Here is a 24,296-nt window from a genome sequence, read left to right on the forward strand (position 1 = left end):
TGCGACGAATGGATTTCAGTCTGCGTACCTGCTCGTGGCGGGGGCACGCCACGTACGCGCCCGACGAGACGGAACTGGCCGCGCGCCTGCACGTTTCGACACCCGCCGGCGAGGCCTGGCGCTGCCTGCGCTGTGGCGACTTCGTGGTCGGCGAACCGCGGCACCGCGGCCCGGCCGACGCCGCCCCGGAGGTGCCGCGCGGGCGGCTGCTGCGGGACCGGTTCATCATGCGGCTGCTCGCCGTCGAACGGGTGCTGCGCGGATTGGTCTTCGTCGCACTCGCTTTCGGCGTGTACAAGGTCCGTAACTCACAATCGCAGTTGCGCGCGGCGTTCGATCGGGAGATGCCGCTGATCCGCCCGCTGGCCGACCAGATCGGCTGGAACCCGGACAATTCGAAGATCGTGCACTTCATCGAGAAGGGCTGGCAGCTGTCGCCGACCACCCTCACGCTGATCGCGGTGGGGTTGCTCGCATACGCGGCGATCGAACTGATCGAGGCCGTCGGACTGTGGCTGGTGCAACGCTGGGGCGAGTACTTCGCGGTGGTCGCGACCGCGCTGTTCCTGCCCTTCGAGATCTACGAGCTGACCGAGCGGATCACCGTGGTGCGGGCCGGCGCGCTGCTGATCAACGTGGCCGCGGTGGTGTGGTTGTTGTGGTCCAAGCGACTGTTCGGCATCAACGGCGGCGGGCGGGCCTATCACGCCGAACACAGCGAGGAGAGCCTGCTCACCGTCGAGCGCGCCGCACTGGCCGCTCCCGGCGAGGACGGGGCCTGACCGCCCGGCGGGGCGCAGCCGCTCACCGCGGCGAGGCCGGACCGGGCTGCCCGGCGAGGCCGGACATGATCACCCAGCCTGGCCGGACGTGATCACCCAGCGTGGCCGGACATGATCACTCGGCGTGGCCGGACGCGATCACCCAGCGTCGCCGGACGCGATCACCCAGCGTCGCCGGACGCGATCACCCAGTGTGGCCGGACGTGATCACCCGGCATCGCCGGACAGGATCACCGACGGCACGCCGAGCCCGGGTACGGCGACGGCACCCGCGGCGGCGGTACTACTCTCGACCCGGTGACCGAGTCCGCTGGAGGATTGCTGCCCGGGGCGCCCGGCCTGTTCGACGCCACCGGTGTCGCGGGTCGTGGCGTCGCGGCAGCGATCGATGGCGGGGATCGGCTGCGGCTGTTCTCCTTCGCGGTGGCGGAGAAGCGTGGCGAATACCTGTGGGTGCTGCGGGCGTTCGATCACGCGCGGGCCGCGTATGTGGTGCTGCTGCACGCCAGCGACGTCGCGGAGACCCTGACCGGGTTCCCGGATGCGCCACGGCTCACCGCGACCGAGGTGGGGCCGCTGCTGGAACAGTTGCACCAGTGGGGTGTGCTGGAACGCAGTTACGACGGCACCCGCGCCGCGACGCTGGCCGAATATCGCAACCGGCACTACGTCTATCAGTTCTCACAGACCGGTTATCAGGCCTACCGGGCAGTGGCCGACGTGCTCGGCGCGCGGGCGGACGAGGCGGCGCTGTCGCGGCTCGTGCTGCCCGAACTGCTCGCCGATCTGCGGGCGCTGGCCGAGGCCAACCGGACCGGTGACGCCGAACGGGTTTACCGGATCCTGGCCCGGCTCGACACCGCGCTGTCGGAACTGGCCGACCGCGCCGCGCACTTCTACCTCACCCTCGGCGATCTGGTCCGCACCACCGAGGCGACCCCGGAATCCTTTCTCGCGCACAAGGATGCGCTGCTGGCGCACATGCGCGAGTTCAGCATGGATCTGGCCCGGTACGCGCCGCGGCTGGCCGCCGCCATCGCCGAGGTGGAGCAGACCGGGGTCGCGGAGATGATCGCCCGCGCCGGCGCCACCGACGAACGGGTCCTGCTGAGTGTGGCCGAGCGGGAACAGGATTGGCGCGCCCGCTGGCAGGGCCTGCGCGCCTGGTTCGTCGCGGCCGCCGAGACCGGTGCCGACGCGCACGGCGGCACCGAGGCCGAACGGCTGCGGGAGGCGACGATGAGCGCGATCGCTGCCGTGCTGTCGCTGCTGCGGAGGGTCACCGAGACCCGCAAGGGCGGCGTCAGCCGGGAATCCGCGCTGCGGCACCTCGCGGGCTGGTTCACCGCCGCACCCACGGTCGACAGCGCGCACGCCCTGTTCGACGCGGTGTTCGGACTGGGCCGCCCGCGGCACCTCGCGATGGAACATCCCGACGCCGACGTGATCCCGCCCATCCGATCCTGGTGGGACGCACCACCGTTGGAGATCGCCCGCACCCTGGCGGAGACCGGGCGACCGCCCTCGCCGGGCGCACCGTCCCGAATCCAGCGCAACGACGCCGGAATTCGCCGACTGCGGCAGGCCCAGCTCGAGGCTCAGCGGGACCGCGCCGCCGCCGCCCGCTCGCTGGCCTCCGCCGACGTGCACGAGCGCGCGCTCGACGAGCGCGAGACCGAAGTGCTACTGCGCCTGCTGGACGCGGCCTCGACGGCCTGGGTGCCCGTCAGTGGCCGGGTCGGCACCACCGGCTCCGAGAGTGGGGTCACGCTGACGGTCTCCGAGCATCCCGGTTCGACAGTGGTGCGGACGTCGCGCGGCCTCCTGTACCTCAACAACCGACGCCTGGAGGTGCGCGAGAATTCGCGCGCCGCAAAGGATTCCGCCCCACCCGGATCCCCTCGCCCGCGCACCGCCACAAGTCCGGATGCGCGCGCATCGAAACATCCCGCGTCCGCCACCCCGAACCGTGCCGGGTCACTCAGGGCGGCAAAACATTCCCATCCGTCCACCACAACACACCCCGGACGGACCGGCACAGCCAGGCCCGAGCCACGCACGGCGGCGGCACAGCCCCAGCAGCACCCAGCCACACAACCCGACCCACGCACGGCAGTACAGTCCGAGCCACACGCGGCGGTACAGCCCGACCCACGCACGGCCGTACAACCCGACCCACGCACGGCCGTACAACCCGACCCACGCACGGCCGTACAACCCGACCCACACGCGGCCGTACAACCCGGGTCGCCCGCCGTAGCACAGCCTGTGCCGCGCGCGGCCGAACACGCTGCTCCCGGTGCGGTCGACGATCCGAAGCGTGGTTCGGCAGCGGGCACCGGCGCGCGCGCATCGGATAGGCCGGGGCCGGATGCGGCAGCACGCTCGGCCCCGGACGGGTCGGCGGGGTCGTCCGGATCGAGCCCGGCGGTGGGGTCGTCCGGATCGAGCCCGGCGGTGGGGCGGCCGTGATGCATGCCCGGAGTATCGCGCCGCTGGCGCTGGACTCGTATCAGCGCGCCGCGCGGGTGGTCCTGGCCAACCATCTGGTGACCCGGACGTTCCCGGATCGTATTGCGCTGCCGCTGATTCGGCGGTGGGCCACCGAATTGCGGGAGGATCTCGCCGAACTGTTCGGGTATCGGCTGGAGGTCACCGAGACCACCGCGCGACTGTTCCCGGTGATCGATCGGCTCGACGCCGGGCGGCCCGCGCGCACACCCGCCGAGCGGGTCTTCGATCGGCGGCGCTACGCGTACCTGGCCTTGGCACTCGCCTCGCTGGGTCGCGCCGGGGATCAGATCACGTTGTCGGAGTTGGCCGATCAGGTCGCCGCCTACGCGACGCGGGTGGACGGTCTGGAGTTGTCCACCGAGCGCGCCGCCGACCGGGACGCCTTCGTCGACGCGGTCGCCTGGCTGTCCACCCGGGGCGCGCTGACCCTCGCCGACGGCGACGCCGGTGGCTGGGCGGCGGACCCGGAGGCCGGGGAGGCGTTGTACGACATCGACCGTTCGGTGGTGTTCGCGATCTTCCGGCCGCCACGGGCGTTGCAACACTTGCAGAGTGTGCACGGGCTGCTCGCCGACGGTGGGAGCGACAGTGGCGCAACGGTTTCCGTCGCCCAGACGCGGGCGGCGGCCGCGCGCAGGGTGCGGCGGGCACTGGTGGAGCTGCCCGTCGTGTACGCCGAGGAACTCGCCGCCGACGAGCAGATCCTCCTCGGCTCGGAGAAGCTGGTCGCGGAGGTCGAACTGCTCACCGGGCTGCGGGCGGAACGCCGCGCCGAGGGCGTCGCGCTGATCGACACCTCGGGACGATTGTCGGACGTCCGTTTCCCCGGCACCGGGACGCTCGCCCAGGTGGCCCTGCTGCTGGTGGGCGAGATCGCGGATCGCGTGCTCGACATCGACAATCCGGTGCCGCGACGACCACTGCCCGCGGCGCCCACCGAGTTGGCCGACCGGCTCGACGCCGCGATCCCGGCCGCCACGGTCTTCGAACCCTTGGCAATGGCGGTCGAAACCGTTGCGGACGACGATGATTCGCTCGGCGACGGACCACAGCCGCAGGTTCCGGAGCATCCGTTCCTCACCTGGACCTGGATCCGCGAGACCGTCCAGGCGCTGACCGACCGCTACGGTTCCACCTTCGCGGCGCAATGGCAGGCCGACGTGCCGGCGCTGACCACCGAGGCCGTCGGGCTGCTGCAACGACTCCGCCTGGTCCGGGCGGTCGGACCCGCAGAGGGCACGTCCGGACCGCCGACCGCCAAAACCGGGAAGTCGGTCCTGGACCAGAACAGCCAACCGTCCGCCGGAGCAGCGGCCAGCACAGGAGGCACACCACCGGCCGGAGCGGCGGGCAGCACAGCAGACACACCACCGACCGGAGCAGCGGGCAGCACAGCAGACACACCACCGACCGGAGCAGCGGCCAGCACAGCAGACACACCTCGGACCGAAGCAGCGGCCAGCACAGGAGGCACACCGCAGACCGGAGCGGCGGCGGACACCGCGACCGCCGAGACGCGGGCCGCCGGAGATGCCGACACCTCCGGCGGCGGACCACATTCCGGAGACACCGCGCGGCCCCCGGCCGATGAGGCCGGATTGCTGATCCTGCCCGCGCTCGCCCGCTACCGGGGGGCGATCGTGACGGTGCGCACTCGCGCACAGTCCGAATTGTTCGCCTCCGCGACGAAACTCGGTGAGCACGCCGACGCGGGAGGCCGGTCGTGATCGGCGACGCGGGCGGGTCCGGGCACCGGCTCCGGTCACGGAGCACCCAGCGTCACCGCGCCCGACCGCGTGCGGCATTCCGCGACCGGCGAATACCGATCGGCTCGACGTACCGACAGAACACGGAAGGGACAGGTGGCCGGTGAGCCTCATCCACGGTGGTGTGCGGTTCGTCCCGACCCGGGCGGGCATCGTCAATCTCTGGGACTATCGGGACCAGGAGTTCTGTTTCGCCGACGGGCGGCTGGTGTTGCGGGGGCCCAACGGGTCCGGCAAGACCAAGGGGCTCGAGGTGTTGTTCCCCTTCGTGTTCGACGGCCGCATCGAACCGCGCCGGCTCAATCCGTTCGCCGGCGAGGAACGCACGATGAAGTCGAATCTGCTGTATCGCAAGCAGGATTCGGCGTACTCGTACGTGTGGATGGAGTTCGCGCGCGGCGACTGGGACGACCCCGAGGTGGTGACCGTCGGCATCGGCATGCGCGCGACGAAGTCCTCGGACAAGGTGACGCGCTGGTACTTCGTCGCCGACGGCCGGGTGGGCGTGGACTTCTCGCTGATCGGCGCCGACGACCGGCCACTGACCCGCAAACAGCTCGCCGAGCAGGTCGGCACGGACGCCATCGTGGACCGGCCGCTGGATTACCGTGCCGCCATCGACGCTCGGATGTTCGGGCTGGGGCTGCAACGCTACGACCAGCTCATCAATCTCATTCTCACGCTGCGCCGTCCGCAGCTGGCGAAGAATCTCGACCCGCGCGGCCTGTCGCAGGCGCTCACCGACGGACTGCGGCCGCTCGACGATCAGCTGATCCTCGACGCGGCGCGCTCGTTCAGCGATATGGAGGAGGTCGGGCGCACCCTCGAGGGACTGGTCCAGGCCGACACCGCCACCCGCGCCTTCGTCGGCGTCTACCGTAAATACCTTGCGGTGCAGGCGAAGTCCGATGTGGATCAGGTCGGGACCCGGCTGGAGGCGGTCACCCAGGCCGGTACCGCGCTGTTCGCGGCGACGGCACTGCGGGAGCGCCGCGAGACCGAGCGCACGGCCGCGGAGACCCGGGCCGAGGAGGCCGACCGCGGATACGAGCAGGCCCTGTCCGATCGCGAGACGCTACAGCGATCCAGCGCCTACGAAGGGAAACAGCAGCTCGACGACCTGGCCGACGCGGTGCGCCGGTTGGAGACCTCGGCCGCGGTGCACCGGGACAAGGCCACCAAGGCCCGGCAGGTCGTGGAACAGCGTGCGGGCGAGGCGGATCACGCCCGCACCGCCCTGGAGGCCGCGGCCGCGGCCCGCAACCGCGGCGAGGACGAGTTGCGGGCCACCGCCGAGGAGGCCGGCATCGACTGGTCCGCGGTCCCGGAAACCGCACGCGCGGAACAACTCACGGTCACCGTGCGCAGCCACGCCGAGGAGCGCGACGCGGATGTGCGCGCCGTGCGGCAGGCTCTCGTGCTGGTCGATGCCGCCGAGACCGATCGTTCCCGCGCCGAACGCGCCGCCCAGCGCGCCGCCGACCAGCGCGACACCGCGTCCGCGGCCCTCGCCGAGGCCGAGGCGGGCGTCACCCTCGCTCGCGCGAATACCGCTGCGGCACTGCGCGAGTGGTGGAACACGCATCGAGAGGTGTTCGGGCCCGACGCCACCGACCTGCTCCCCGCCCTCGATGCCGCCCAGGCCGAGGGACACGACGGCCCAACCCCCGCCGAGGTGCTGGCCGATCACACCGAACCGCTGACCGACGCCATCCGCGGCCGCCGCGAACAGGCCCGCACCGCCGCCGTGCAGGCTGCCGGTCACCTTGCCGAACTGCGCGCCGAGCAGCAGCGCGTGGCGGCCGAGAAGGACGACGCGCCAACACCTTTCGTGGCAAGGACCGACGACCGCAGCGGCCGTCCCGGTGCCCCGCTGTGGCAGCTGGTGCGCTTCGCCGACCACGTCACCGCCGAACAGTCGACCGGCATCGAGGCGGCGTTGCAGGCCGCCAACCTGCTCGACGCCTGGCTGTGCGACCACACTCTATTGCCCGCACACGAATCCGATCAGTTCCTCCGGCCGCTCCCCCCGCACCTGCGCCCGACCGGCCGCACTCTCGCCGACGTTCTGGTCGTGGACGACGACGTCAGCGACCGTAACGATCGCGATCGTGCCGGTAGCGCGACCGCCGCGGGTGGCCATGACGTCCGCGCCACGACAGCCGGGCCGCGCACCCCGCAAACGGTTTCCGCCGCGAGCGGCGGGGATGCCGGCAATCTCGGCACAGGCAACGGCAACGGGACCGGGACCGGCAACGGGACCGAGACCGGCAACGGCAACGGGACCGAGACCGGTGCCGGGAGCGGCAACGGGACCGGGACCGCAGTCGGCGGTATTCACCCGGCCGGCACCGCCGAGACGGGCTCCGGAACCTGCGCCCAGTACGGATCTATCGGTGCCGATATCCGTTCCGTGTCAAAGGGTTTCATCGCCGCTGTGCTGTCGTCCATCGCGCTGGACGAGTCCGCCTCGGATGATCGGCGCACCGGCGGATCCGCCACGTCGGACCGAGGCCGCGCCGCGCTCGGCATGTCCGCCGTCCCCGCGGCCGAATCCGTGGCGGCCGGCGGCCCGACCCCGTCGGCCGACGGCACCGGCACGGCCTCGGTAAGCGCGTCGCCTGCGGTGACGGGTCACGGCCCGCGCAGCGACAGCGCATCCGGCGGAGCGAAAGGTCCCACCGCCGGATCGGCGAAGGATCCGTTCGACGCCGAGAACACCGGTGGCAACACGGATCCGGTGGTGATCGGCACTGACGGCCGCTACCGGCAGGGTGTGCAGCTCGGCCGGCACACCAAGGCGCAGGCCGAATTCATCGGCGCCACCGCGCGAGCGCGACGCCGCGCGGCACGGCTCGACGAACTCGCCACGGCCGTCGAGACGGCAGCCGCCGCCGAGCGGCAGGCGCGCGCCGCCGAGCAGGCCGCGACCGCCGAGCTGGCGCGAATCTCCGCCGCCGCCAAGGCATTACCACGCGCCACCGCCGTATTCGCCGCGCAGCGGGCCGTCGCCGAGGCCGCGGGTGTGCTGCGGTCGCGGACCGAGACCGCAGCGCAGGCCGAGCGCGACCTCGACCACGCCGTCGCCGAGCACACGGCCGCCGAGAAGAAGGCGCGGACGGTGGCGGCCACCCATCGCGCGCCGCGCGATCCGGCCGCGCTCGACGCCCTCGCCGCCGCGATCCGGCATTTCGAGAACACCGGCACCACCCTGCTGCGGTTGCGTGGTGATCAGCAGCGCGAGGCCGAACGACGCCGCGAGGCCGACGACCGCCTCGCCGAATCCCGGGATCTGGCCGAGGCGTTCGCTGAGGAGGCCGAGGCCGCGCGGAGCGGTTATCAGGAACAGCTGCGCAAGCTGGAAATGCTGCGGGACGCGCTCGGCGCCGGGGCCGCCGATATCGACCGCGAACTGGAGCTGGCCCGCGAACGTATCGATGCCGCACGCGCGGAACAGAAGTCGGCTCGCAAGGCGGCCTCCGACGCGATCGAGGGCGTCGGCACCGCGGAGGGCGCCTACCGGGCGGCGCACGACGCGCTGCGCACCGCGCTCACCGAGTTGCTCGCCGATGTGAAGGCGCTGGCCCCGTACGCGCGCCCGGATCTGTTGTCGCTGCTGGGCGCCGGGGCCGGGCGCTGGCCGGCCGCCGAGGGCGCCTGGTCCACGCCGGAGCAGTTGCTGTACCGGATCGAGACCGGCGGTCCGCACGCGCAAGCACGGGTGCTGCCCGAGGAGGTGCAGCAGCTGTTCGACAGCCTTTCCGCCGCAACGTCTTCGGTGCGGGCCGGGGAGGCGATCCGCAAATCCACCCGCAGCGCGGTGACCGCCGCGCTGCAGGAGTTCGACGCGGCGCTCGCCGCCGCGGGACAGGACTACCGGTTGCAGTGGGACGCCGCGGACGGGCTGACCGTGGTACAGGTGCACGACGATCAGGGCGCGGCCGCGCTCGCCGATTTCGCCGAGCGGATCGCCGCCGCCCGCTCCGATCAGGAACTGCTGCTCACCGATGCCGAGCGCCGCATCCTCGAGGACGCCCTGCTGTCCGGACTGGCGCAGCAGATCCACGAACGCACCGGCGACGCAAGGCAACTCATCGCCCGGATGGGCGCGGAGATGAAGCAGCGCCGGATGTCGTCCGGCAACACCATCGGCGTGCACTGGGTGCTGGCGGATACCCTGTCGGAGTCCGCGCGGGCGGTGTGCAAACTGCTGGACCGCGACACCGCGGACCTCTCCCCCGACGATCTGGCCACCGTCCGAGCCCATTTCGCGGCGGAGATCCGGACCGCGCGCGCCGCCCACCCCGAGCGGTCGTATCCCGAGATCCTCGCCACCACACTGGATTACCGCGCCTGGCGGGTGTTCGCCTTCACCCTGATCACCGCCGACGGCACCGAGGACCGGCTCACCGTGGCCCGGCACAGCGCGCTGTCCGGTGGCGAACAGTCGGTGTCGCTGCATCTTCCGCTGTTCGCGGCCGCGCACGTGATGCTGGACTCCGCCGACCCGCAGGCCCCCCGCCTGCTGGCGCTGGACGAGGCGTTCGCGGGCGTCGACGACAACGGTCGCAGCGAATTGCTGGGCCTGTCGGTGGATTTCGACCTGGACCTGTTCATGACCGGCTACGACCTGTGGATCACCTACGATCACGTGCCCGCCTGCGCGCACTACGACCTGGCCCACTCCGCCGCCGAGAACACGGTCAGTGCGACTCTGCTGGTGTGGGATTCGCGGGACCTACTGGCCGAACACGACGGCTCCGACCTCACCACGGCGCTCGGCTCCCCCAACCGCCGCCGCGTCGCGCACGCCGTCGAGGGCGGCATCACCTTCGACGAGGCGCTGGAGCTCGCACCGTAGCCGAAACGCGGCCGGGGCCGGGCCGGATGATCCGGCCCGGCCCCGACCACGATGAGCGCTAGCAGATACCGGCGAAAACCGTGTCCAACGCGTTCGACGGAATACGAGCGGCGGCGTCGCGGATCTGATCGGCACTGGGCTCGTCGATCAGCATCCCGTCCGGCCCGATGAAGCTCTGGAGCATCTGCCGGTCGGCCGGCGAGGCCTGGTTCAGCAGCGGGTCGTACTTGGCCTTGACGGTGGGCCAGTTCTGCTGGACGCACGAGACCCGCGCGTCCGTGGCCCAGTCGGCGTCGGCCGACGCGACGCCGACGGAGGTCAGCGCGGCACTCGCCGCGACCAGGGTGAGGAGGCGAATCGCCCTCTTTGCGAACATGTATTGCTCCCTTCGGTGACAGCAGACGACTGTGTGGATCCGGTGAAGCACGGCGGTAAGTTCTACCCTGTTCGATCGCGATTTCGGCGACCCCGCCCCGGCAAGTCCGAGAATGACACTCGATCGCGGCGTGTCGGTCCTACCGCGCCGCCATGGCGGCGATGCGGAGGTCGCGGGTGCGGACCTGGTGGGCGATCATCGCGGTGCGGGCCCGCTCGGCCTCGCCGGCGACCACCGCCGCCAGGATCTCGCGGTGCTCGATCTCGATCAGCGCGAGGTTGTCGGGGGCGCGGACCCGGTCGGCCTCGAAGGGCGCCATCTGCGCGTCGAGGCGGTCCATCAGCTCCCCGATGGTGCCGTTGTGCGCGGCCTCGCGCAGGGCGTGGTGCCAGGTACGATGCAGGCCGAGCGCGGTTTCCGGGTCCGTGGTGGCAAGGGCGTCGTCGAACATCCGCGACAGCCGGGCCAGGTCGATCTCGGAGCGGCGGGTCGCGGCGGAGAACGCCACCGCGGATTCCAGCGCGATGCGCGCGTCGTAGATCTCCAGCAGTTCCTCGCCGGTCCGTTCCCGGACGCGATAGCCGCGCGACGCCTGGACCACCAGCCCCTCGTATTCGAGCCGGTGCAGCGCCTCCCGCACCGGAGTGCGCGAGACACCGAGCTCGACGCCGACGGTCGCCGGAATAAGCAGGGCGCCAGGCGGATACGCCCGGCCGGTGATCCGGTCGCGCAACTGCTTGTACGGCGACGATTCCTGGTGCATCGACCCATCTTCCCCTTCTTCGTGTCCGGGCACCCGGCAACGATTACCAGTCCGTGCGGACCGGCGCCAAGGGTTCGAATCTCGCTGTATACAAATGGCGACATCTGCGTGCAGTGGTGCCAGCATTCCTCTCGCACATCGGCGAGCGAGGAGAATCATGCGAACACCACCTGGTCGGACGAGGGCGCGACGCCGTGTCTGAGACCCGCACCACGGCCACCCCGCGATCCGGTGGCATCCGGGCCGGGCGCCGGCTTCCGATCGTCGCGGGGCCCGTCACCGCGCTGCTGCCCTGGGTGGTGCCGGTCGTGCTGGTGCTCGCCTGGCAGTGGGCGGCCACCACCGGCGCCGTCGACGCGACGATCCTGCCGCCGCCGAGCAAGGTGCTCGCCACCGCGCGCTCGCTGTGGAGCGACGGGGAACTCCCCCGCTATCTGCTGGCCAGCGTCCGGCGGGTCGCGATCGGTTTCGGGATCGGCGCCGCGATCGGGCTGGTGCTGGGCTTCGCGGTCGGGTTGTCCCGGATCGCCGAGGCGCTGGTGGACCGGAGCGTCCAGATGTTGCGCGCCGTCCCGCATCTGGCGGTGGTGCCGTTGCTGATCGCCGCGTTCGGCATCGGGGAACTGCCCAAGATCGTGCTGGTGGCCGTCGGCGTGCTGTTCCCGGTGTACCTCAACACCGTCGCGGGAATCCGGGCCGTCGACCCGAAACTGGTGCAGCTCGGCCGATCCTACGGCCTGCGGACCCCGGGGCTGATCCGCGAGATCGTGGTGCCCGGCGCGATGCCTATGATCCTCACCGGCATCCGCTACGCGCTCGGCGTGGCCTGGCTGACGCTCGTCGTCGGCGAGACCATCGCCACCAGCGACGGCATCGGCTACCTCGCCCAGAACGGCCGCGATCTGCTGCGCAACGACCGCATCGTGCTCGCCATCCTGCTGTACGCCCTGGCCGGACTGATCGCCGACCAGCTGGTCCGGCTGCTGGAACGCCGGGTGCTGCGCTGGAATGTCAACTACCGGAAGGACATCGGACGATGACCGGCACACCGGTGGGCCTGGAGCTGGCCGGGGTCGGCCACCGCTACCGCGACACCACGATCCTGCACGGGCTCGATCTCACCATCGCGCCGGGCGAATTCGTCACCGTGCTCGGTCCCAGCGGCGTCGGCAAGTCGACCCTGTTGCGACTGCTGGCCGGGCTGGAACGCCCCACCACCGGCCGGGTGCGCGCGACCGGCGACCGGGACCCGCTGTGCCGCATGATGTTCCAGGAAGATCGGCTGCTGCCGTGGCGGACCGTCCTGCAGAACGTCCAGCTCGGTGTGCGCGGCCGCCGCGATCGCGCGACGGAACTGCTCGAGGCGGTGGGATTGGCCGGGCGGGAACGGGATTGGCCGCTGGAACTGTCCGGCGGACAACGGCAGCGGGTGGCGCTGGCCCGCGCGCTGCTGCACCGGCCCGACGTGCTGCTGCTCGACGAGCCGTTCGGCGCGCTGGACGCCGTCACCCGGGTCACCATGCAGCAGTTGCTCGAACGCCTGCTCGCCGAACAGCCGCGCACCGTCGTGCTCGTCACCCACGACGTCGAGGAGGCGCTGATCCTCTCCGACCGGGTCCTGCTGCTGACCAGCGAGGGCATCACCCGCGACCTGCGCATCGACCGGCCGCGGCCGCGGTCGCACGGCGATCCCGAACTCGCCGCCCACAAGGCCGAGCTCCTCGACGGCCTGCTCGCCGCGGATCGCGCCCTGCGCGGCTGAGTCCGCCGGCGCACACCGAATTCGAACACTGTTGCCCACCAACGTACTTCGAGGACGCCCGGCCACGGGCAACTCGGCATCCGCGCATCGCGCGGGTGTCCCCGATCGAAAGGTACCCACGATGTCACCAACTCCCCGCCCGCTCAGCCGGCGCGGATTCGTCGCCGCCGGCGCCGGACTGCTGGGGCTGTCCGCCCTCGCGCTCGCGGGCTGCGGCAACGGTTCCGGGTCCGGATCCGGCTCGAAGGACAGCGGGCCGCTGACCCGGGTGCGGTACGCCCTGATCGGCGACGGCCGCGCCGAGCCCGGCACGGTGCTGCGGAACAAGCTGAACGGCGTCGACCTCGGCGCGGAACTCGGTGGCGTGCAACTGGAATGGCCGACGGGCTTCCCCGCCTCGCTGCCGGTGATGGAGGCGATCAAGGCGCGCAGTGTCGACTTCTCGTTCGCCACCGCGACCGCCGTCATCTACGCCATCGGCGGCGGGGTGCCGATCGTGCCGCTGGTGGCATACCCGTTGCCCGCCGACGAGGTCGAGATCCTGGTGCCGCAGGGTTCGCCGATCAGGTCGGCCGCCGATCTGAAGGGCCGCCGCGTCGCCGATCAGCGCGGCACCACCGGAACGTACAGCCTCATCAAATATCTCGATTCCGTGGGCCTGACCATCGGCGACATTCAGTACGCGAACCTCACCGCCGCCGACGCCGAGTCCGCGTTCGCGCAGGGCAAGGTGGACGCCTGGATCACCTGGCAGCCCACCGCCGAACTGGCCCGCCGCCGCCACAACGCGGCGACCCTGCCCGGTGTCCGCACCTACGATTACGCCTTCTTCGTCGCGAGCGAGTCGTTCGCGAACAACCATCCGCAGCAGGCCGCCACCCTGGTCCGCAACGTCCGGGACGCGCAGCGCTGGATCGAATCCGATCCGGACGCCTCGGTCGCGGCGTTCACGAAACTCGGCGGGTTCGGCGACAACCAACTCGAGGCCGACGTGTACCGGGATCTGGTGAAATCCAAGCGGCTGTCGTATTCCGGTGCGGGACAGTTCACCTCGGTCGGTCACGACGCCATCGCCGGTACCCAGGACCTGGCCGACAACTTCCACCGGCTCGGCGTCTATCCGGAGAAGGTGGACGTGACCACCTGGCTACGGGATTCCCGATTCGATTCGATCAAGCGCGTCGTCGACGCGGAACTAGCGAAATAGGTTGCGTCCCATCATGTCCGATTCACAGATGCATCTCGCCGCGTTCGTCACCGCGGGGCCGGGCCGGCCGGGCGGCTGGCGTTATCCGGGTTCGGTGCCCGGCTGGCTGAACCAGAGCTACTACCAGAACATCGCCCGCACCCTGGAGGCCGGCCGCTTCGATCTGGCGTTCTTCGCCGACATCCTTTCCGTACCCGACCGTTTCGGCGGCAGCACCGACACCCAGCTGCGCAACGGGGCACTCGGCTCCCTGCGCCTGGACCCCCTGCACGTGCTCGCCACCATGGGCGCGGTCACCGACCGGCTGGGGCTGGCCGCCACCGTGTCGACCACCTACGCGCAGCCGTACACCGTGGCCCGCTCCTTCGCCACGCTGGACCATCTCACCGGCGGCCGGGCGGCCTGGAACATCGTCACCTCGTTCCAGGCGGCCGAGGCCCGGAACTTCAACCGGGACAGTCAGTTCCCTCGCGAACTGCGGTACGAGCGGGCCGACGAATTCCTCGAGGTGGCCGGAAAGCTCTGGGACAGCTGGGACGACGACGCGCTGGTCCTGGACGCCGAGGAGCCGCTGTTCGCCGACCCGCGGCGGGTCCACGCCGTGGACCACGCCGGCGAATTCTTCACCGTCCGTGGACCGTTGAACGTTCCGCGCCCCCCGCAGGGCTATCCGGTGCTGATCCAGGCCGGCGCCTCGGCGAAGGGCAAGGATTTCGCGGCGCGCTGGTCCGATGTGATCTTCTGCAGCCACGCGTCACTGGAGTCGGCGCAGGCGTTCTACGCCGAGATCAAGGAGCGGGCGGCAACCCACGGCCGCGACCCGCGGCAGATCAAGATCCTGCCCTCGATCACCCCGATCATCGGCCCCACCACCGCCGTCGCGCGTCAGCTGCACGACGAGCTGTTCGAGCTGGTGCCGCCCTTGGGCGGCCTGTCCACCCTCGCCTACCACCTGGACGTGGACCTGTCGACGTTCCCGCTGGACGAGCGGCTTCCGGATGTGGAGGTGCCCGGTGTCGAGGGCCACTACCGCGAGGTCCGGGAGATCACCGAACGCGACGGCCTGACCCTGCGCCAGCTCGGCAAACAGTACGGCGGCCGCGTCGAGGGCGGCTTCGTCGGCACGGCCGCCGAGGTCGCCGACGGCCTAGAGCAATGGTTCACCGGCAAGGCCTGCGACGGCTTCACCGTCCAGGCCCCCTACCAGCCCGGCGGATTCGAGGACTTCACCCGCCAGGTGGTCCCGGAACTACAGCGCCGCGGCCTGTTCCGCACCGAATACACCGGCAACACCCTCCGCGACCACCTCGGCCTGTCCCGCCCGGAATCCGGCGAATGGACCCACCGCGTCCCCACCGCGCGAAAGGTGCTGTCATGAACGACATCCCGGACGGACCCCGGGTCACCGACGCCCCCGCCCCGGCGTCGGCGGAGAACTCGGCCCGGGTGACCGGCCACACGATCACCGGTGTCGCGGGCCGATTCGTCCTCGACGCCCGCACCAACCACCTCGTCACCGACTCCCGTTTCGGCACGGGCGAATCCATCCGGGCGGGCGAACTGCTGCTCGGAGCCCTGGTGTCCTGCGCCCTGGCGAACATCGAGAACAACGCCGCCACAACGGGTCTGCCGGTCACCGGCGTACGAGCGAGCGCCACCCACGCCCGCGACATCGAGGACCCGACCCGCTACGACCACACCCGGATGACGGTGCACATCAGCGGCGTCGACCGCCCCACCGCCGAGAAACTCGCCGAGCACTACCGCGCGACCTGCCCGATCTACAACACCGTATTACGCGGCGGCGGAATCGAACTCACGGTGTTCGCGGACTGAACCGGTAGATCGCGTGGGCGTGTCAGGCCGCCACAGCGGCAACTTGTCGCAAGGTCGTCGACAACACAACGCCGAACTTCTCGGGTAACGTCCGAACCGCATCGGATCCACCGGCACCTCGGGAGCGGAACATGCAGGTGCGAACATCCCATCCGATCGTGGACGCCATTCTCGATCGATACCGCCGTGAGGTCGGTACCGCGCTGCCCGCATACCGAAATCACGTGCTGCGCAGCCTGAACTATCACCAGTTGCTGCTGGGCGAGCCGGTGCCGGGTACCGCCGCACTGGCGTGGGCCGTCCACGACCTCGGCATCTGGACCGCGGGAACCTGGGACTACCTGGACCCCTCGGCGGATCTGGTCTCGAAACACGCCGCGGAATTCGGAATCGACGACATCGAGGGAACGCGGCGAATGGTTCTCGACCATCACCGCCTCCATGCGACCGACGACCGGTTGTCCGAAACCTTCCGGCTCGCGGACCGCATCGACGCCACCCGCGGCCTGCTTCGCCGTCCGGCGACCCGCGCCGACATCGAAGCCGTTGCCGCGCAACTACCTTACGAGGGTTTCCACACCTTCCTCATCCGCCGAGGGGTCGCCTACGCACTGACCCATCCCACCCGCCCGCTACCCATGGTCCGCTGGTAGGCACGCTGCGGCCCCGGTCACAGCCGCAAGACGGTACCGCACAGAGCTCGCACGGCCACGACTACATCGAAGAGACGGCGATGAAGACGGCTGCCGCGGTGCCGATGGCGAGGAGCGCGGTGGCGGCGACGATGGTGACGAAAGTACGCATGGTCCGGTCTTTCTCGATCGGTTCGCTACGGAACCCGAAGCCCCGTGCGAAATTCGGAGCAACTCAATCGTCACCGGACCGCGCCCCGGCCACTACCCACCCCGGGTGGCGGACCTGCCCACCCTCGGGGGTGGCGGTCCGGGCGCCCAGGGTGGCGGCGCGCTCACGTCGGGGCCTCTACGCCTGGGCCGAGGAGGTGACCCGGGCCCCGGAGTCCGGTACCCCCGCGTAGTCGGACAGCTCCACACCGTTGAGCGCCCGCTCGATCAGCGCGTGGAACGCGGCCTCGTCCAGCCCCGTATCCGGCTCGGCATCCGGTCCCGCTTCGAGGCTGCGCGCGTGCAACCGGCCCATCTCCTGGTTGGCCTCGACGAACGAGCGCATCCGCGCCTCGTAGGCGGCGAATCCGGCCGCCGGATCCCACCCGGCGGCGGCCAGCTCCCCGGCCAGCACGTAAGCGCCGACCAGGGCCAGCCCGGTGCCCTGCCCGGACAGCGGTGACGAGCTGAACGCCGCGTCCCCGATCAGTCCCACGCGGCCGTCCGACCAGCGGTCCATCACCACCTGGGCGACCTGGTCGAGGTAGAAGTCCGGGGTGTCGTCCAGGTGCGCGAGGATGCGCGGGGCCAGCCAGCCCATGCCGCTCATGCGCTCGCGCAGTAGCCGCTTCTGGGCCTCGACGTCGCGGTAGTCGACGTCGAGGTCGGCGGCGGTGAAGAAGAACATGGCCATCGCCCGGGTCGGGTCCGGGACGGGCCGCAGGCCGGCGGAGCGCCCGGACGCCTGGTAGTCGAGCATCCAGCGCTCGAGTCCGAACTCGTTGGGCACCGTGTAGAAGGCCAGCGCGTGCCCGAGATGGCGGATGAACCGCTCCTGCGGCCCGAAGACCATGGCGCGCAACGCCGAATGCAGACCGTCGGCCCCGATCACCAGCTCGAAACGCCGCCGGTCGCCGCCGGCGAAGGTGACGTCGACCCCGTCCGCGTCCTGGGTGAGCTCGGCGATCCGGTCGCCGAAGATGTACTCGACGCCGTCGCGGGTGTCGTCGTGGAGCACCCGGGACAGGTCGCCGCGCAGGATCTCGATCTCCGAGATATACCCGTCACCGCCGTCGTCGTCCGCGCGGTAGGTCTCCAGTATCTTCCCGTCCGCGTCCACGGTGTGCGCGCCGGCGGTCTCGGTGCGCGCGGCGCGCACCGACGCGTCGAGCCCCATCCGCCGGATGACCTCCTTGGTGACCCCGCGCGCGTCCACCGCCTGGCCACCGGGCCGCAGCTCCGGAGCCCGCTCCACCACGGTCACCTCGGCCCCGCGCCGGCGCAGCCAGTGCGCCAGCGCGGGCCCCGCGATGCTCGCCCCCGCCACCAAAACCCTGATATCACTCACTGCGCCTCCTGGTCACTACTCCCCGGATCATCGCCCGGATCGTCCGCTGCTCCGGCCCCACCGCCACCGGTGTGCTCATGGGGTACCGACGGCCGATCCGGCCCGAATTCATCGGTGCCGCCGAATCCGGTCCGCGCCGCGAGCTGTAGTGGCCCTCAGCCGATGTCGTTCGATTCCCGGGACAGGTGGATGTAGTGCCCGGTTCCGGCGTCGACGCAGGTCATGCCCGTGCGTTCGCTGTCGCACGTGATGCTGCCCGCGGACCGGGTCCGGCCGTAGTCGAGGGTCGGCACATTCGGATTCTTACCCGGCGACGAATACGACGGAACGATCGTGTCCCCGTGACAGTGCGAGACCGCTTCGCCACCCTGGTCCAGGCTGAACCGGTCACCCCAGGCGAAATGGCAGTCCGCCGGTTTCGGTACGGCGTAGTGACCGTCACCCTCGCAGACGACGCTGCCCGTGCCGTCGTCACGAACACTCATGGCGCAGAAGATGTTTCCCGACGGAGACTGGAACGAGTCGCTGTCGGCGTGGGCGATGCCCGGGAAGGCGATGACCGCCGCGGCCGGCGCGGCGAGCAGCGCGAGCTTCGTGAGTCCGGGGGTTGTCACTGACGTGCTCCGTTTCGTCAAGTCCTGCGACGGTCCCGATTCCGCACCGCCACACCGAGATCCTAGGTCGGCCGGCCCGCCCGGGAACCGGCTTCGCCGGTCCGGGTCGGCGGCGCGACCATGCCTGACCGAGCGAATGAGCGTCGGCGCGTAATGTCGCGGTCAGTCCGTCCGGCACCGAAGGCAGGAATTCCTCATGGGTAATCGGCGATTCGTCATCTACGGTGCGGGCGCGGTCGGCGGCGGGCTCGGCGCGCTGCTGACGCGAGCCGGTCACGAGGTGGTCCTGATCGCCCGCGGACCGCACCTGGACGCGCTGCGTTCGGACGGACTGCGGCTGATCACCCCGGTCGGCGCCGACACGATTCCCGTTGCGGCAGTGGCATCCCCGAACGAACTGTCCATCTCCGCCGATGATGTCGTGTTCCTGACGGTCAAGAGCAACGACACCGAGCAGGCGCTGCGCGACCTGGAAGCCGCCGCCGATCCGGGTGTACCGGTGGTCTGCGCCCAGAACGGCGTGGCCAACGAACGTGCCGCGCTGCGCCGGTTCCCGAACGTGTACGGCATGTGGACGATGTTCCCCGTCGTCCACCTCCGGCCGGGTGTGGTGCAACCGCGGTGCTGGCCGACGCCGGCGGTACTCGACATCGGCCGGTACCCCGGCGGAGTCGATGAGAACGCCAAAACCATCGCTGCCGCAATAGAATCGACCGGCTGCCGCTCCACCCCGCGTCCGGACATCATGCGCTGGAAATACGCCAAGCTGCTGAAGAATCTCGTCAACGCCGTGGACGCGATCGCCGAGCCCGGCCCGACGGCGATGGAGATCATCGCCGAACTGAAGGCGGAGGGGCAGCGGGTACTCGCCGCGGCCGGAATCGAATTCACCGGAGCCGAGGAGGAGGATCGGCGGCTCGGCGACTCCCTGCGACAGACGGCCCCGGTCGAAGGAGCCGGGATCTCGGGTAGTTCGTCGTGGCAGAGCGTTGCCCGTGGCACCGGCCGGATCGAATCGGACTATCTCAACGGCGAAATCGTGCTGCTGGGCCGCCTGCACGGCACGCCCGCGCCGGTCAACGAATTCGCACGGCGGATCGCGAACGAGTTCGTGCGCGCGGGCCGCCCGCCGAGTTCGTTGTCCGACAACGACTTACGCGCCGCGTTCGACAGCGCGCCCGGGATTCGAGCCTCGACCGCCTCGCACCTTCGGTCGTAGCCGGTCCCGAGAACCGATCATGCCTCGATCTGTTCACGCAGAATGTCACTATGGCCGTTGTGCCGGGCGAGTTCGGCGATCATGAACAGGTAGATCCAGCGCAGACTGACGACTCCCAGGCGCGGATGCACGCGAGTTTCCTCCAGGGGAATTCCCGCCGCGATGGATCTGGCTCGGGCACTTGCGCGTTCGAACTCGGCGATCATCTCCGCCACGGTCTCCGAATCCTCGACCTGGAAACCTCCGTGCGCCCACAGCGGGCCGTCGCAGTCGGTATCGGCGAGCTGTCCGAGTATGCGCTGGAACCACATTCGCTGAGAGAACGTGGCATGTTTGATCAAGGCTATCGGGGTGGTCAGCGACGGGACGAGCCGACGCCGCGCGTCGGATTCGGACAGTCCGCGCACGGAGTCGACGAGTTCGGCACGCGCCCAGTCGAGCATCGTCTCCAGCAATTCTCGTTCGGCGCCGGCGGTATGGGTCGGAGGAATCATCGGAAAGCGTCCTTCCTCGGCCGGGCCGGCACAGACCGGACAGACCGATGTTCTGGGAGTTCGGATTCGGTTCGCCGGAGACAACAGAGATCCGTCCCATCACGTATCGCAATCGGACGATCGACAGCCCGCGGCAGAAGCGGGCTCGACGAGCCTGATCCCGACTATACGGGCACGGCGGCCAGCACCGCCCGCGCGGCCCGTTCGAAAGGTTCGCGGTCGCCGGCGGCCCGGCACAGGACCTGCGCACCCTCGAGCAGCGCGATCAGCAGTCGCGCCAGATCGGCCTCCGCCTCCGGGGACATCCCGGCGGCGGTGAGCGCACCGGTGAGCCGATGCCCTCAATCGGCGAAAGTCGTTCCGCGACAGCCGATCACAACTCGAGCATCGCGGCCGCGACCCGATCGGCCGCGGCAGCCCGCAACGCGGTCCCCATGTCGTCCAGGACGAGCAGCCGCGCACCCGGGATCTCGGCGGCGAGCGCCTCACCGTTGCCGACCGGGAAGAACGGGTCGGCGCGCCCGTGCACCACGAGCGCGGGCACGTCGAGCTCGCCGAGCCGCTCCCGCCAGCGCGGCGCACAGTCGATCCGCGAGAACACCGTCCCGAGTTGGTTCGCCCGGTGCAGCACAGGATCATTCGACGGTGTCCGATCCCAGATCCGCACCGCCGTCGCCCGCGCCTCCTCCGGATCGTTGCCCATCCGCCCGGCCCCCGCGGCTGCGAACGCCGCGACAGCGTCCCGATCAGCCCAGTCCGGAAACGGACTCGAGAACAACGCCCCCAGGACCGCGAAATCATGGTCCGGCAGATCCTCGTCGACCGGCCCCGGCGCCACCGGCCGAGTGCCCACGAGAGTCAGCGCGCGGAAGACGTCCGGGTGGTCCAGTGCCGCGACCTGGGCAACCATCCCACCGACGCCGATACCCCCGAGCTGGGCACTCCAGGCACCGAGCGCCCCCACCAGCGCGCTCGCATCGCCGACGAGATCCCGCAGATCGTAGCCGGGATCCTCCGGATCGAGCGTCGTCGATGCGCCGCAGTCGCGCAGGTCATAGCGAACCACCCACCGCCCGCCGGCCGCGAGCCGCTCGCACAGCGGGTCGGGCCAGGACAACATCGTAGTGCCACCGATCAACAGCACCAGCGGATCACCCACCCGGCCGAAACTCTCGATCCCCAGATCCACACCGTTCGCCCGCACCGAGTTCGTGCCCTCGTGAACCGGTCTCGCCATGCCTGTACTCCTGTCGGTCGATACACCCGCAGGCATGACGGCGGATCCGCCCGAAACTCATCGGTCGGCGCAGGACCGTACCCGCGCACCGACAACCACCCCACACTGGGAAAGCCGAAGATGGCTTGGGCACAACCAGTTTCGCCGCCTCACCATAGGATCTGGACAGACGTACACGTTGTGAGCGAACGACCGGTGGGACATGGCCCTCGTCCGCCTCGGCACCACGCGGCCTGCCGCGAGATCTCGGAGTCCACCCCACCACCGAATCCGGACTCGGCTGACCTGCGCCCGGCCGGATTCGGGGCACACGTACCTGCTCACACGTCGAGGATCTTGCCCGGGTTGAGGATTCCGAGGGGGTCGAGGGCGCGTTTGACGGTGGTCATGATGTCGGTGGCTGGGCCGTGTTCCTCGCGCAGGTAGTGCTTCTTGGCGAGGCCGATGCCGTGTTCGCCGGTGGCGGTGCCGCCGGCGGCGAGGGCGTGGCGGACGACTTGATCGGAGAATGTTATTGCGGCGGAGTGGGTTTCGTCGGTGTAGGGGACGACGGCGTGGACGTTGCCGTCGCCGATGTGGCCGGCGACGCTGACCGGGAGGTTCAGTTCGGCGGCGAGGCGGGTGGCGGTGGCCACGGCGGCGGCGATCTTCGAGAACGGGACGGCGGTGTCGGTCACCAGGAAGCGGTGGCCGGGGTGCTGGGCCTTGATGCCGAAGAACAGGGTGTGGCGGTCCTCCCAGAGGGCTTGGCGGTCGGTGTGGGTGTGGGCCACCGCGATTTCGAGGGCCTCGTTCGTCTCGCAGACTCGGCGGATCTCCGCCTCGTCCGCGGCCGCGGCGGGGGCCGACGCCGCCTCCAGATCGATGAACAGGGCCGGGGTTTCGGGGTGGGTGGTGCCGCGGTACGCGTTGATCGCGGAGACGCTGGGGCCGTCCACCAACTCCAGGCGGCTCACGGGGAGGGCCAGGCCCAGCATGTCCACCGCGGCGGCCACGGCGGTCTCGATCGTCGGGAACGAGATGCGCAGTGACCGTAGCCATTCCGGGATCGGGTGCAGGCGGACGGTGAGTTCGGTGATGATGCCCAGAGTGCCCGCCGAGCCGATCAGCAGATCCTTCAGGCCGTAGCCGCTGGCGGACTTGCGGACCGCGCGGCCCAGCCGGGTGCGGGTGCCGTCGGCGAAGACCACTTCCAGGGCAAGGACATTGGCGCGCATGCCGCCGTAGCGGACGCTGGTGGTGCCGCTGGCATTCGTGGCGGCCATGCCGCCCAGCGAGGCGTCCGCGCCGGGGTCGACGGTGAACTGCAGGCCGTATTCGGCGGTGGCGGCGTTGAGCCGGGTGCGGGTGACACCCGGCTGTACCGTCGCGGTGAAGTCCGCCGGATCGATCCGCACTATCGAATCCGCTCGGGACAGATCGAGGATCAGTTCCGTGCCGCCGGCCAGCAGGTGGCCCTCCAGGCTGGTTCCGGCGCCGTGCGCGATGATCGGGGTCCGGGTGTCCCGGGCCCACTCCACCACGGCGAGTACCTCAGCGGCGGACTTCGCGTACACCACCCCGAGGGGGCGCCGCCCGGGGCGCCCGGTCTCGTCGGCGGTGAACTGGTCGAGCACCCCGGCGCGGGTGTCGACCTCGAACGGCGGCAGCGCGGGGGCGGTCGTCATTCGCGCTCCAGGATCGTGGTCACCAGCATCGTGTGGTCCTCCATGCGGCGTGCGATGGACCAGCCGAGATCCGCGAACGCGGACTCGTACTGCTGCCGGGTCCACAGCCGGACCCCGGTCAGTGAATGGTAGATCTCGTAGGTGGGTGAGAACCACGGTTGCTGGGTCCACGACGTGGCCTCGACCAGGTAGCCGTCGCCGATGACCAGGCGGCGCAGGTTCGGGAACCAGTCCATCCAGCCGCGCAGCACCGGCGTGATCCCGCCGCCGTCGCTGGCGAGTTGATGCAGCAGGAAGAAGGACATGGCGGTGGTGACGGCGTCGCGGTCCACCCGGTCCAGCCAGGCCGGGGGTTCGGCTTCCGGCTGCACCGATCCGGCCAGCAGGGTGATCCGGTCGGACAAGCCCTTCGCGGCGAGTTCCGTTGTGGCGTCGGCGATCACGCCCGCCTCGATGTCGACGCCGAGGAATCGCTCGCGGGGCGCCAGGCCCGCCAGCGCGGTGACCCGGCCCGCGTCGGCGCAGCCGAGGTCGATGGTGCAGCCCGGGGTGCCCGTGGCGATGGCATGGCCGATGCCGGCGAAGAATTCCGGTTTCCGCCGCGCGATATCCGAGCAGCCCAGCGCCACCGCGCCGGGATCCGTTGCGGCCGAGATGTGTTCGCGGTGCGCGCTGTCGGACACCTGCCGGAAGGTGGGTTCCCAGCCACGCACCGCCACCCGCACGAAGCCACGGTTCTTGCCCACGTCGTGCCCGGTGTGGGTGAGCTGGTAGCGGTGGCCGCGGCGGGCCAGGAATCCGGCGCGGATCAGGCCGTCGGCGACGGTCTGCTGAATACCGGTGGTGGGCACGATGGATTCGCCGCTCAGCAGCGCGGTCCACCAGCCCCAATCGTCGGCGGCGACGATCAGATGGCCGGCGGTCTGGCCCTCGATGACGTCCCTGATGGTGAATTCGGCGGTGGTGGAGGCGGACTGGTGGATCAGTGGGGTCACTGCGGTCATGATC

Annotated in this window: 17 protein-coding genes and 3 pseudogenes; 11 read left to right on the forward strand and 9 right to left on the reverse strand. The window is 70.5% G+C overall.

The features are described 5' to 3' along the window. The first annotated feature begins 8 nt into the window (after positions 1-8). The 4 genes and pseudogenes from NRB56_RS35085 to NRB56_RS35105 all read left to right on the forward strand — a co-directional run bounded on the left by NRB56_RS35085 (position 9) and on the right by NRB56_RS35105 (position 9,923). Entirely contained in the window at positions 9-782 is a 774-nt protein-coding gene (locus NRB56_RS35085) for a DUF2127 domain-containing protein (RefSeq protein WP_153348668.1), read from the forward strand. Positions 783-1,121: 339 nt separating this feature from the next. Then, positions 1,122-2,639 (forward strand): annotated as a pseudogene (locus NRB56_RS35090) (TIGR02677 family protein); the annotation flags it as partial. Positions 2,640-3,253: 614 nt separating this feature from the next. Further along, positions 3,254-4,519, forward strand: a pseudogene (locus NRB56_RS35095) (TIGR02678 family protein); the annotation flags it as partial. Between the two features lie 646 nt (positions 4,520-5,165). Continuing rightward, a complete protein-coding gene (locus NRB56_RS35105; RefSeq protein WP_319943984.1) occupies positions 5,166-9,923 on the forward strand; it encodes an SbcC/MukB-like Walker B domain-containing protein in 4,758 nt (1,585 codons plus the stop codon). Positions 9,924-9,981: 58 nt separating this feature from the next. Here the strand turns inward: NRB56_RS35105 and NRB56_RS35110 are convergent, their stop codons facing one another. Continuing rightward, positions 9,982-10,299 carry a hypothetical protein gene (locus NRB56_RS35110; RefSeq protein ID WP_153348669.1) on the reverse strand — a complete coding sequence of 106 codons (318 nt, stop codon included), beginning with the start codon at positions 10,297-10,299 and terminating at the stop codon, positions 9,982-9,984. 139 nt (positions 10,300-10,438) lie between these two features. Continuing rightward, the gene (locus NRB56_RS35115; RefSeq protein WP_153348670.1) at positions 10,439-11,062 is read right to left on the reverse strand and encodes a GntR family transcriptional regulator; all 624 of its coding nucleotides are present in this window, start codon (positions 11,060-11,062) and stop codon (positions 10,439-10,441) included. Positions 11,063-11,256: 194 nt separating this feature from the next. Here NRB56_RS35115 and NRB56_RS40350 point away from each other — a divergent pair, with 194 nt between their 5' ends. The 6 genes from NRB56_RS40350 to NRB56_RS35145 all read left to right on the forward strand — a co-directional run bounded on the left by NRB56_RS40350 (position 11,257) and on the right by NRB56_RS35145 (position 16,520). Continuing rightward, positions 11,257-12,102, forward strand: coding sequence for an ABC transporter permease subunit (locus NRB56_RS40350; RefSeq protein WP_319943985.1), 846 nt, complete (start codon positions 11,257-11,259; stop codon positions 12,100-12,102). Beyond that, a complete protein-coding gene (locus tag NRB56_RS35125; RefSeq protein WP_153348671.1) occupies positions 12,099-12,824 on the forward strand; it encodes an ABC transporter ATP-binding protein in 726 nt (241 codons plus the stop codon). Before NRB56_RS40350 ends, NRB56_RS35125 begins: the two co-directional genes overlap by 4 nt. A gap of 121 nt (positions 12,825-12,945) precedes the next feature. Continuing rightward, positions 12,946-14,031 (forward strand): ABC transporter substrate-binding protein, encoded by a 1,086-nt coding sequence (locus NRB56_RS35130; RefSeq protein ID WP_153348672.1) that lies wholly within the window; start codon positions 12,946-12,948, stop codon positions 14,029-14,031. Between the two features lie 13 nt (positions 14,032-14,044). Next, entirely contained in the window at positions 14,045-15,409 is a 1,365-nt protein-coding gene (locus tag NRB56_RS35135; RefSeq protein WP_153348673.1) for an LLM class flavin-dependent oxidoreductase, read from the forward strand. Beyond that, entirely contained in the window at positions 15,406-15,867 is a 462-nt protein-coding gene (locus tag NRB56_RS35140) for an OsmC family protein (protein ID WP_153348674.1), read from the forward strand. The genes NRB56_RS35135 and NRB56_RS35140 overlap by 4 nt, the downstream gene beginning before the upstream one ends. Positions 15,868-15,998: 131 nt before the next feature. Then, positions 15,999-16,520 carry a hypothetical protein gene (locus tag NRB56_RS35145; RefSeq protein WP_153348675.1) on the forward strand — a complete coding sequence of 174 codons (522 nt, stop codon included), beginning with the start codon at positions 15,999-16,001 and terminating at the stop codon, positions 16,518-16,520. Positions 16,521-16,848: 328 nt separating this feature from the next. On the opposite strand, the gene NRB56_RS35150 is transcribed toward NRB56_RS35145, so the two are convergent. Further along, positions 16,849-18,057, reverse strand: coding sequence for an FAD-dependent monooxygenase (locus NRB56_RS35150; protein ID WP_319943986.1), 1,209 nt, complete (start codon positions 18,055-18,057; stop codon positions 16,849-16,851). A 155-nt stretch (positions 18,058-18,212) separates the two neighbouring features. Further along, complete coding sequence (locus NRB56_RS35155) at positions 18,213-18,671, reverse strand: DUF6636 domain-containing protein (RefSeq protein WP_153348676.1); 459 nt, start codon at positions 18,669-18,671, stop codon at positions 18,213-18,215. Positions 18,672-18,867: 196 nt separating this feature from the next. Between NRB56_RS35155 and NRB56_RS35160 the strand changes: the two genes are divergently transcribed. Then, positions 18,868-19,890, forward strand: a complete 1,023-nt coding sequence (locus NRB56_RS35160; RefSeq protein WP_153348677.1) for a ketopantoate reductase family protein — start codon at positions 18,868-18,870, stop codon at positions 19,888-19,890. A 17-nt stretch (positions 19,891-19,907) separates the two neighbouring features. Here the strand turns inward: NRB56_RS35160 and NRB56_RS35165 are convergent, their stop codons facing one another. From NRB56_RS35165 to NRB56_RS35185, 5 genes and pseudogenes are all read right to left on the reverse strand, one after another. Next, positions 19,908-20,384 (reverse strand): DinB family protein, encoded by a 477-nt coding sequence (locus NRB56_RS35165; RefSeq protein WP_153348678.1) that lies wholly within the window; start codon positions 20,382-20,384, stop codon positions 19,908-19,910. 164 nt (positions 20,385-20,548) lie between these two features. Then, positions 20,549-20,704 (reverse strand): annotated as a pseudogene (locus NRB56_RS35170) (LmrA/YxaF family transcription factor); the annotation flags it as partial. Positions 20,705-20,757: 53 nt separating this feature from the next. Further along, entirely contained in the window at positions 20,758-21,621 is an 864-nt protein-coding gene (locus NRB56_RS35175; protein ID WP_153348680.1) for an alpha/beta fold hydrolase, read from the reverse strand. Positions 21,622-21,941: 320 nt separating this feature from the next. After that, positions 21,942-23,288, reverse strand: coding sequence for an FAD-binding oxidoreductase (locus NRB56_RS35180; RefSeq protein ID WP_153348681.1), 1,347 nt, complete (start codon positions 23,286-23,288; stop codon positions 21,942-21,944). Further along, positions 23,285-24,292: a class I SAM-dependent methyltransferase gene (locus NRB56_RS35185; RefSeq protein WP_153348682.1), complete on the reverse strand. Its 1,008-nt coding sequence runs from the start codon at positions 24,290-24,292 to the stop codon at positions 23,285-23,287. Before NRB56_RS35185 ends, NRB56_RS35180 begins: the two co-directional genes overlap by 4 nt. Positions 24,293-24,296 lie beyond the last annotated feature (4 nt).

The organism is Nocardia aurantia, assembly GCF_009604425.1.
GTDB lineage: Bacteria > Actinomycetota > Actinomycetes > Mycobacteriales > Mycobacteriaceae > Nocardia > Nocardia aurantia.